The organism is Dietzia sp. B19 (assembly GCF_014145155.1).
In the GTDB taxonomy this organism is placed as follows: Bacteria; Actinomycetota; Actinomycetes; order Mycobacteriales; family Mycobacteriaceae; genus Dietzia; species Dietzia natronolimnaea.
Map to the genome: position 1 here is coordinate 4,593 of NZ_JAALED010000384.1, position 8,050 is coordinate 12,642.

9 protein-coding genes are annotated in these 8,050 nt (G+C 65.0%); 8 read left to right on the plus strand and 1 reads right to left on the minus strand.

Going from position 1 to position 8,050, the window contains the following annotated elements; translation table 11 throughout:
* On the plus strand, nt 1–749 hold a 749-nt coding region (locus G6020_RS11325), incomplete at its 5' end, for a hypothetical protein (protein ID WP_206682227.1).
* A gap of 447 nt (nt 750–1,196) precedes the next feature.
* On the opposite strand, the gene G6020_RS11330 is transcribed toward G6020_RS11325, so the two are convergent.
* The gene (locus tag G6020_RS11330; RefSeq protein ID WP_182610700.1) at nt 1,197–2,441 is read right to left on the minus strand and encodes an alpha-D-ribose 1-methylphosphonate 5-triphosphate diphosphatase; all 1,245 of its coding nucleotides are present in this window, start codon (nt 2,439–2,441) and stop codon (nt 1,197–1,199) included.
* A gap of 176 nt (nt 2,442–2,617) precedes the next feature.
* Here G6020_RS11330 and phnC point away from each other — a divergent pair, with 176 nt between their 5' ends.
* From phnC to G6020_RS11365, 7 genes are all read left to right on the plus strand, one after another.
* Entirely contained in the window at nt 2,618–3,415 is a 798-nt protein-coding gene (phnC, locus tag G6020_RS11335; protein ID WP_182610701.1) for a phosphonate ABC transporter ATP-binding protein, read from the plus strand.
* 56 nt (nt 3,416–3,471) lie between these two features.
* Nucleotides 3,472–4,380, plus strand: a complete 909-nt coding sequence (phnD, locus tag G6020_RS11340; RefSeq protein WP_007633966.1) for a phosphate/phosphite/phosphonate ABC transporter substrate-binding protein — start codon at nt 3,472–3,474, stop codon at nt 4,378–4,380.
* A 56-nt stretch (nt 4,381–4,436) separates the two neighbouring features.
* Entirely contained in the window at nt 4,437–5,213 is a 777-nt protein-coding gene (gene phnE, locus G6020_RS11345; protein WP_281254079.1) for a phosphonate ABC transporter, permease protein PhnE, read from the plus strand.
* Nucleotides 5,210–6,244 carry a phosphonate dehydrogenase gene (locus tag G6020_RS11350; protein WP_182610702.1) on the plus strand — a complete coding sequence of 345 codons (1,035 nt, stop codon included), beginning with the start codon at nt 5,210–5,212 and terminating at the stop codon, nt 6,242–6,244. The genes phnE and G6020_RS11350 overlap by 4 nt, the downstream gene beginning before the upstream one ends.
* Nucleotides 6,241–6,999, plus strand: coding sequence for a GntR family transcriptional regulator (locus tag G6020_RS11355; RefSeq protein ID WP_182610703.1), 759 nt, complete (start codon nt 6,241–6,243; stop codon nt 6,997–6,999). The genes G6020_RS11350 and G6020_RS11355 overlap by 4 nt, the downstream gene beginning before the upstream one ends.
* Before the next feature lie 260 nt (nt 7,000–7,259).
* Complete coding sequence (locus G6020_RS11360; RefSeq protein ID WP_007633962.1) at nt 7,260–7,505, plus strand: type II toxin-antitoxin system Phd/YefM family antitoxin; 246 nt, start codon at nt 7,260–7,262, stop codon at nt 7,503–7,505.
* Between the two features lie 21 nt (nt 7,506–7,526).
* Entirely contained in the window at nt 7,527–7,784 is a 258-nt protein-coding gene (locus G6020_RS11365) for a type II toxin-antitoxin system RelE/ParE family toxin (protein WP_043569152.1), read from the plus strand.
* Nucleotides 7,785–8,050: the final 266 nt, after the last annotated feature.

Consider the following 8,050-nt stretch of genomic DNA (forward strand, 5'->3'; position numbering starts at 1 on the left):
AGCATCGTCACAAGGCAAGCGTTCTTCGCCGGATGTGGGGCGACGAAGGGCTCTATCTTGGTCGTAGTGGCGAGAAGCTGTACTCAATACGCGGCCCGAACAGCAAAGCCGTGAAATTTTCGAAGATCCTCTGCCGCAAGTGCAATAACGAGCGAAGCCAACCATTTGACGAGGCTTACGACGTGTACGTCAATTTTGTTCAGTCGAATGCAGACGAACTTTCCCGGGCTCAGTCGTTGGATTGGCGACAGGTCTACGGCGGGTCATGGCAAGAGTCGGCTCGGTTCCTCGGGAGCTACGCAGTGAAAAACTTCGGCTGTTGGATGGCAGAGGCTGGGTTTGCGCCGCCTCCGGAGTTTGCAGCCTTCTTAGACGGTGACGACCTGGTGGATACCCGGCTGATGCTTGCTCGCCAAGAGTCTGCTTCGTTGGCGTACCGCGCGATGGCACTCGACGGTGGCACTCGTTTCGATCGAGGAATCGGAGTGCTCGCTTCTCACGTTTGGATTGATAACGGACGCACGAATTTGATTGGTTACGAGTCCTACTCCTACGTCGCCGATATCTGCATGCGCGTCAACTGGGCAGCACATGCAGGACTGGGAGAAGTGTTCTGGCAGTCCCCGATTACACCGCTGGAGATAATGCCCGCTTCGGGCGGTCAGCGAGTGCTCGCAGCGAAGATTGGCGCGCGGGCCTTGGGGAGGCGCGCGTCTCGTCTACTCGGTCGAGGACCAAAACGCGAGTGATACTGGTAGGTAAGACGATCTGGGCCTCGGTGACGCCGAGGGCGGAGGCGAGATGCCGAAGGCTGGCCACCAGCGCCCGAGAGATGCCCCGACTCACTCACCAGCTCCGAACGCTTGAGTGACGCTTTCACTAACGCGGTCTTCTCGCGCCGATAATGTCATATTCCGTCATGCTTGCTGGTCAGTGGGCGACCGATTGCCGCTGACAGCGCGGACTGCGTGTGCGGTCATTTTCGGTGTGACGTCCGAGGAAGGTTCGCTCCCCTCGACGCCGTGGTCAGTCGAGAGTCCGGTCAAGCCCCGTGTGGTGGTGTAACTCGTTTCTGATCCTTCGCTTGCGGTCAGGCGGGGAGTTGCATCAGGTCATCGGTGCTTGACCTCCGCCGGACTGGTGTGAGACAGCCGAAGCGGTGACAGTCCTCGTGGCCTACTGCCGCTGAATCCGAGCTACTCGCGGGCAGCGGTATGCGACTGAGTCGAAATGACGTGGGCGACGGGCCAAGTCTTGCTGAGGTCAGTCAGGACGAGGTCGGCTCGGAAGCCTTCGGTCAGCGCGCCACGGTCGCAGAGACCGACACAGGCGGCCGGGCCTGAGGTGATCAGTCGAACGGCGTGTGGGAGTGAGAGGACGCCGTCGCGCACAAGTCGCACTGCGGCTGGGAGCATAGAGGAGGGAAGGTAGTCACTGGCCAGGGAGTCGGCCACACCGGCGACGACGAGCTCGGCTGCCGAGACGTTCCCGGTGTGGGAGCCGCCACGGACGACGTTCGGGGCGCCAGCAACGACGAGCATGCCTCGGTCGCGGGCGGCACGGGCGGCGTCCAGGGTCGTTGGGAACTCCGCCACGGTGCAGCCGCGGTCGGCGGCAGCCGCGACGTCTTCCGGGGTGGCCAGGTCGTGGCCGAAGAGCCGGATGTGTCCGGCTCGGGCCAGGTCGCCCAGCCACGTGAGGGCGCGGTCTCGCACGGTGAGACGTTCGGCGCGGGTGCGACGCCACCGATCGACGTGGTCGACCGCAGCGGCCTCGGTCATACCCTCGTTGGTGATCAGCCACCGCTGCATGGTCGTGGGGTCGGCGAACTGCCCCTGCCCCGGTGTGTGGTCCTCGTGCGAGACGATCGGCACCCGTGCGCGTTGGGAATCATCCGGTGTGGTGATGCTCCGAAGCCTTTCAGAATCCGCGGAGTCGTCGAGTGCGGCCAGCTCCGTTGCGAGCAGCGTCCGGCCGTACTCGCAGCGGGCGTCCAACCGGTGCAAGACCTGGTGGTCGACCTGGGTGTCGTCGGCATGACGCAGCGAATCGGACAATTCTGCGGCAGCGGGGGAACCGATCGTCGTTCCCACGATGGAGTGCTCCTGGAATGCAAGGCCGTGGAAGGCGGTCGTGATTCCTGCCGCGCGTAGACGGCCGCCCGCCGACGTCAGTGCGAAGGCAGGGTCTAGGACGACGCCCGGTCGCGGCCGGGTCTCCCGCGCGAGGATGTCGGTGTGGACGTCGACCAGGCCCGGCAGCAAGTGGGCGCCGTGGGCGTCCAGGGTGCAGCCGGCACCCGGCGGGTGTGGGCCCACCTCGGCGATCCGACCCTCGCGCACCACCACTCTTGCGTTGTCCTCCACCCGATCGGGTAGCACCGCTGTGACGTGGCCGATCACGAAATCTGTCGGCGTCCAGCACGAGTTTCCGAAGGTCATGACGACACATTCTGACAGGGCCCTATGGCCGTCGCATGAACGCGGAAGTCATCGGTCGTTCACCGGCATCGGATGGTCGGACGGGGTTCACTCACCGTTCTCTCAACCCTGATCGCCCGTTCATAAGTCCTCTATAGGTTTCGGGGTGTTCGACCAAGTCCTACAGAGGGGTTTCCATGATCGATCTCGTCGAGGTGAGCAAGACCTACAAGGGGGGCGTGCAGGCGCTGCGCCGAACCGACCTGACGATCGAGGCCGGGCAGGTGACCGTGCTGCTCGGTCCTTCGGGAGCCGGCAAGTCGACGCTGCTGCGGTGCATAAATTTGCTCGTGCAGCCCACCACCGGGACTGTGCGTGCCGCCGGTCTCCCGGCACTGGACTCGCGCCGTGCATTACGACGGCATCGCCGGCGCACTGGCATGGTTTTCCAGCACCACCAGTTGGTCCCGCGGTACACCGCGCTGCGCAACGTGCTGCTCGGCCGAGTCGGCTACCACAGTTTCTGGCACGGTCTCCTGCCCGCTGGTCGCGCCGACGAGCGCATCGCCCTCGAGGCGCTCGACCAGGTGGGTCTGCTCGACAACGCGCTCACCCGGGTCGACAATCTCAGCGGCGGCATGCAGCAGCGCGTCGGCATCGCCCGCGCACTCGCCCAACAGCCGCAGCTGATCCTCGCCGACGAGCCGGTTGCCAGCCTCGACCCGGCCACCGCAGTCCGGGTGATGGCGCTGTTGCGCCGTGTCTGTCACGACAACGGCATCACACTCGTCGCCAGCCTCCACCAAGTCGACCTGGCCCTTGAGCACGCCGACCGCATCGTCGGCCTCGCACACGGCGAGATCGTGCATGACAGCCCCGCGTCCGATGTCACCGATGACGCCATCCAACTCATCTACGAAGGCGTCACTGAGGAATCCGACGGCGACACCGTCGCCAGTACTGTCACCGGCCACCTCACTGCTGGTGTCCGCTGACCGGACGCTGTTCGCATCACCCGAATCACATTCACCAGATCCTGGAGTTCTTCACAATGATTAGACCAGCCCGTTCCACAGTTGCCGCACTGGCGGCGCTGATCTCTTTCGCGCTTGTTCTCACCGGCTGCGGCTCCGGTTCCACCTCCGAGCCTGCCGCCGGCGAGGTGCCTGAGACCCTCCGCGTGGCCCTGCTGCCCGACGAGAACGCGTCTCAAGTGATCCAGGACAACGAACCGCTCAAGGAATACCTACAGGACGAGTTGGGCGTCGAGGTCGAACTCATCGTCACCACCGACTACTCCTCGATGATCGAGGCGATGACCCGCGGCCGGTTGGACCTGGCCTACTTCGGGCCATTGTCCTACGTGCTCGCCCAGGAGAAGGCCGACATCGAGCCCTTCGCCGCGCTGCAGGAGGAAGAAGGCGCGGCCCCTACTTACCAAGGGGTGTTTCTCGCTAATGCCGACTCCGGCATCACCACACTCGGCGACGTCGCTGGCAAGACCGTCGCGTGGGGAGACCCGGCCAGCACCTCCAGCCACCTGATACCCAAGGCCATGCTCGCCGAGGAAGCGGGCCTGCGCGTCGACGACGGCGATTACGAAGAACAGCACGTCGGCGCCCACGACGCGGTGGCGCTGGCAGTGCAGAACGGCAACGCCGACGCGGGCGGAATGAGCCTGCCCATCTACGAGCGCATGGTCCGAGACGGGACCATCGACCCTGAGGTGGTCGTGACCGTCCAGGAGTCCGAGCCCTACTACAACTACCCGTGGACTATGCAGACGAACCTGCCCGAGGACTTCAAGGCAAAAGTGCGGGCGGCGTTTTTAGAACTCGACGACGATGCCGTGCTCGAGCCGTTCAACGCCGCCGGTTTCGGACCGGTGACCGATCAAGACTACGACGCGGTGCGCGACCTTGCGCCCCTGCTGGACATCGACCTGGCGGACTACCAGTGACCGCCGACACTTTGCCGGACCCCGTCGAGGAACGGCGGGAAGAACAGTACCGGGACATCTCCCGTCGGGTGTGGATTGGCTGGGGGCGCAACAGCGCCGCCATGGGCGTCGTCGGCGTCCTGGTGCTGGTGTGCGTCTGGGCGGTGGGACTACTCGACGGCGAACGGATGATCACCGGACTGGCCGACATCGCCGACCTCCTGGGCGACATGTGGCCCCCGGACTTCACCAACATCAACCGGTGGTGGGGCCCACTGTGGGATTCGATGTCGATGAGTATCGCGGCCACCGCACTGGCGGTCCTGCTGTCGGTCCCACTCGCGCTGCTCGGGGCCCGTAACACCTCCCCGCACCCCACCGTCTACGCGGTCGCGCGCCTGGTCCTCAACACCCTGCGATCGGTGCCCGAGCTGATCATGGCGATCGTGTTCGTCGCCGCCGTCGGCTTCGGCGCCCTTCCCGGCGCCCTGGCACTGGGTATCCACTCCGCCGGCATGGTCGGAAAGTTCTTCGCCGACTCCATCGAACGCGCCGATCAAGCATCCGTCGAGGTCGCCCGCGCCGCCGGAGCCACCCGGGCACAAGTGATCCTGCACGGCATCCTGCCGCAGGTGCTGCCCCAAATGGCCGACGTCACCGTCTACCGGTGGGAGCTCAACTTCCGCGCCTCGGTAGTCGTCGGCGTCGTCGGCGCCGGCGGCATCGGATTCGAGCTGATCGCCGCCCTCCGCACCCTCCAGTACCAGGAAGTCTCCGCAATCCTGCTCGTCATCCTCGCCACCGTCACCGTGGTCGACGCCCTCGGCGGAGCATTACGAAGAAGGTTCCAATGACAAACGCGTCCGCGCGCCCGGTGGTCGTCCTCACCCACCGGGTGCACCCCCAAATCCTCGACATGCTCGGCCGCGAGTGCGACGTGGTATCGAACCAGCAAGACGACAGCCTCCCGGCATCCGAACTGAAACGCCGAGTAGCACACGCCGACGGGCTGATGGCGTTCATGCCCGACCAGATCACCGCGCAGTTTCTCGACGGTTGCCCGCGACTGCAGGTGGTCGCCGGCGCACTCAAGGGCTACGACAACATCGACGTCAGCGCCTGCACCGAGCGCGGCATCTGGCTCACCCGAGTCGAGGACTTACTCACCGAACCCACCGCCGAATTGGCAGTCGGGCTGCTGATCGGCCTCGCTCGACACGTCGCGACCGGTGACCGCACCGTGCGAGCCGGTTTCCGCGGCTGGCGGCCGGTGCTCTACGGACGCACACTCGTCGGCTCCACGATCGGCATCGTGGGCGCCGGCGTACTCGGCCGGGCCGTGGCGCAAATGCTCTCCGGATTCAATCCCCGACTTCTCTACCACGACCCCGATCCGGTGCCGTCCGCAACCGCGGCGTCGATCGGTATGGAACGGGTGGAACTCGCCGAGCTTCTGCAGCACAGCGACTCCGTGGTGGTCTGCGCCCCCCTGACGGCGGACACACTGCACCTGCTCGACCACCAGGCGATGACATCGATGCGACCCGGAGCGCTACTGGTAAACGTCGGACGAGGCTCAGTAGTACACGAAGACGCAGTGGCCCAGCTCCTGCGCAGCGGACACCTCGGCGGATATGCCGCAGACGTGTTCGAATTCGAGGACCTCTCCCGACCCGACCGCCCCAGCGGCCTGCACCCGGACCTGATGGAACTGACGAGCCATACCCTCTTCACCCCGCACCTCGGATCTGCGGTCGCGACGGCACGCTTGGCGATCGAGGAACACGCGGCGAGATCCATCCTGCAATCACTCGCGGGAAAAGTGCCCGACGGAGCCGTCAACGACCCGCGGAAACCGTCGACCTCCTCCGTTCCCGCAGTATGATCACGCCCATCAGCGACGCCGCACCCACCAAAACCAGTCCTCGGGTACCGGTGTACCTCGCCGCCGCCGACGCACTCGCCGAGCAGATCGCCGACCAGCCCGTCGGCACCCGGCTCCCCTCAGAAGACGAACTAGCCCGCACCCTGGGGGTCAGCCGGCTCACCGCCCGAGCCGTGCTGACCGAGCTGGAGAGGCGCTATCTCGTGCGCCGTCGGCAGGGCAGCGGCACCTTCATGTCCCGACGCATCGACTACACCATCAGTCGACACATCCCACCGTCCTGGAGCGCAAGCGTCCGCAAAGCCGGATTCACCCCAGACGTTCGCACCACCGGATGGCGACTCGAGACCCCACCCACCGAGGTCCGTGACCGCATGAAAGTGGGAGCACGCAGACAACTGCTCGCACTCTCCCGTAACCGATACATCAACCACGAGCTCGTCGGCTACGCAGACACCTACCTCGACCCCCAACTCGTCCCCGACCTACCCCAGATCCTCGACCCTGCCGGCTCATTGCACGACACCCTGGCCAGCCACTACAAACTGGAACCCGAGCGCGGATGGTTCGGCGTCGCCATCGACCCGGCGCCACCCCACGTCGCCGAGCACCTCGAACTGAGCGGCCGCCCACCGGTCATCTCTATCCGGTCCCGCACCGATGCCGCCGCACGCAACCACCACCCCGTGGAACTCACGATCTCCTGGCTTCGAGCCGACGTATTCCGAGTCGAGGTCGACTTCGACACCACCTAATCAGGACGACAAACCCATCGCCCGCCCCGAATAGCCGCCAGGTCCTCAGCGCGGAGCAGGACGACCTCACCGTCGCGCCACACCCGCGGAATTATCGCAGGTAAACGGCAGTAACCGCAGCTACTGATACTTCCGTCATGTTAACGCCGATAATGTGGATTCCGTCAAGTCTGCGAATCAGGAGAGATGAGTAGATCCCACTGCCCGCGGCATCTAAGGGCCGCTAGACCGCGAGTTGTACAAGATGTACTATTGACGTCATGGTTACCACGACGCTCAGTAACTTCCGCGCCCATCAGAGCAAGGTGCTCGACGCCGCGCAGCGGGCGCCTGTGGAGATCCTCAGCCGTGGCAGCCGTCGCCGGGCCGTTGTCGTCTCGCCGGAGTTCTTCGACCGGGCACTGCAGGCCCTGGAGGATCAGGCCGACGTTCAGGGCGCGGCCGACGCTCGCCGTGAGGACGGCAGCATCTCCCACGAGGAGCTCATGGCGGAACTGGGCCTGTAAGCCTGCGCGCCCCACTCACTGATGCCCTATTCGATCACCTATAAGCCCTCGGCCGCCAAAGCCCTCCGCAAAGTTCATCCCACCGAGCAAAAGCGAATCGTCCGCGCCATCGAAGCCCTCGCGGTGACACCGCGACCGCCTGGCGCGATTCAGCTCGCCGGAGGCGACGGCGAACTCCGAATCCGCGTGGGCGACTACCGCATCATCTACGACATCGAAGACGGCGCCCTCGTCGTACTTGTGCTGCGCATCGGCCACCGCGGCGACGTCTACAAGTGACTCCGTCCCACGCCAAGTCGCCACCGGGCGTTCGAGGAGACACCACTCGCCGACGCCGATAGGACGCGTTTCGACAATCCGCAGCCGGCACGGCTCGCGATGACAGGATCCAACGCCTAAGCAGACAAGCCGAAGCTGCTAGAACTGCTCGTTACCCAGAGTCTCGACGCAATGCGAACTTGGAAAGTTTGCAGTTCAGACGATGGTTTCCAACTCCCCCTCATCACAGGGCGGGCTCGTTGTTTGGGACGCCCTTCGGAAAGCGC

Bases quoted from the DNA above. Each gene is read 5' to 3' on its own strand.
- G6020_RS11330 (WP_182610700.1), bottom strand. From the start codon at position 2,441: ATGACCTTCGGAAACTCGTGCTGGACGCCGACAGATTTCGTGATCGGC.
- phnC (WP_182610701.1), top strand. From the start codon at position 2,618: ATGATCGATCTCGTCGAGGTGAGCAAGACCTACAAGGGGGGCGTGCAG.
- phnD (WP_007633966.1), top strand. From the start codon at position 3,472: ATGATTAGACCAGCCCGTTCCACAGTTGCCGCACTGGCGGCGCTGATC.
- G6020_RS11350 (WP_182610702.1), top strand. From the start codon at position 5,210: ATGACAAACGCGTCCGCGCGCCCGGTGGTCGTCCTCACCCACCGGGTG.
- G6020_RS11355 (WP_182610703.1), top strand. From the start codon at position 6,241: ATGATCACGCCCATCAGCGACGCCGCACCCACCAAAACCAGTCCTCGG.
- G6020_RS11360 (WP_007633962.1), top strand. From the start codon at position 7,260: ATGGTTACCACGACGCTCAGTAACTTCCGCGCCCATCAGAGCAAGGTG.
- G6020_RS11365 (WP_043569152.1), top strand. From the start codon at position 7,527: ATGCCCTATTCGATCACCTATAAGCCCTCGGCCGCCAAAGCCCTCCGC.